Source organism: Methylobacterium sp. J-070 (assembly GCF_022829385.1).
Classification (GTDB): domain Bacteria; phylum Pseudomonadota; class Alphaproteobacteria; order Rhizobiales; family Beijerinckiaceae; genus Methylobacterium.
On sequence record NZ_JAKSXX010000024.1, the window covers coordinates 1 to 1226 of the forward strand.

Annotated in this window: 1 protein-coding gene; it reads left to right on the forward strand. The window is 69.2% G+C overall.

Annotation, left to right across the window (positions count from 1 at the left end; genetic code table 11):
- The coding region (locus MKL01_RS00915) for a phage tail tip lysozyme (protein WP_243903361.1) at positions 1–1216 on the forward strand (1216 nt) is incomplete at its 5' end.
- Between the last annotated feature and the right edge of the window lie 10 nt (positions 1217–1226).

Here is a 1226-nt window from a genome sequence, read left to right on the forward strand (position 1 = left end):
GACCGTCGCGGAGGCGTTCTTCGGGCTCTGGGTCGCCACCAAGGTCGGGGCGGTGCTCGCGCAGATCGGCCTGATCCGCGCGGCGCTGGTGACGGGCAACACCTCCCTCCTGGCAGCCATGCTGCGGGTTGGTCTGCCGGTCGCCATCGGTGCCGTCGCCACGGGCCACGGCTACCAGACGCCGGAGGAGGCCGCCGCCGATCCGGATCGGGCGCAGTTGCAGCGCGAGGGCATCGAGCGCCGCGGGCGGGTACGCGGTGCCGTCCGCCGGGGCTGGAATGCCGTCAAGCGGGTCTTCGGCGGCGGAGAGGCCGAGGCGGCTGACGGCGGGGCCGGTATCCGCACCCGCGCCCGTCGCGGCATGACCAAGCTGGCGCGTGGCCAGAACGCACAGGCGATCATCGGTGAGCTGCGTAAGGCCGGGTACAACGACAACGCCATCGCTGCGGTGGTCGGTTCGATGCAGACGGAAAGTGGCCTGAACCCGGCGGTTCCGGAGAACAGCTATAACCACGGGCACCACAGTCTATGGCAGTGGGACAACCGGCGCTGGGCGCAGGTCAGGCGCTGGATTGAGAGCCAGGGCGGCAATCCAAACGACGCCGCGTGGCAGACCAAGGCATGGGTTGCAGAGCACACCGCAAAACCCGGCGATCCGATCTACGACAACCGGAACACCGAGCGCGGTGGCGCCATCCTGAAGGGCAACCCGTCGCTATCGGATGCCGTCCACGGCGTGCGGTTGAGCGAGCGGTTCGGCCCCGGTGAGGAAGGCGGCCGTGCCGCTCTGGCGCAGCAGTGGCTACCGCAACTCTCAGGCGCACCTACACAGCGCGACAGGGACATCGCCACCATCCAGGCGGCCACAAAGAACCTGCGGGCCGGCACTCCGTCCGCGCGCAGGCCCGACGTGCTCGCCGACCCGAACGACGCGCGTCGGCAACCTGTCCAGCCGGTGGCACCGGCCCCGTCAGCCTGGAACGGCATCCCGAACGCCGGCCTGTTCGTGGCCCAAGCTCAAGCCGCACAGGCCGCGCAGATCGCCAACACCACCAACGACAACCGGCAGAGTTCCGTCCGCACACACACCACGCACATGCACGGCGACGTGATCGTCAACAGCAGCGCCTCGAATGCGGATGGCCTGATCGGCGACCTGAAGCAAAGCCTGAAGGGCCGCGCCTACGCGATGTCGTCGAACACCGGGCAGGCGTGAGGAACTCCTA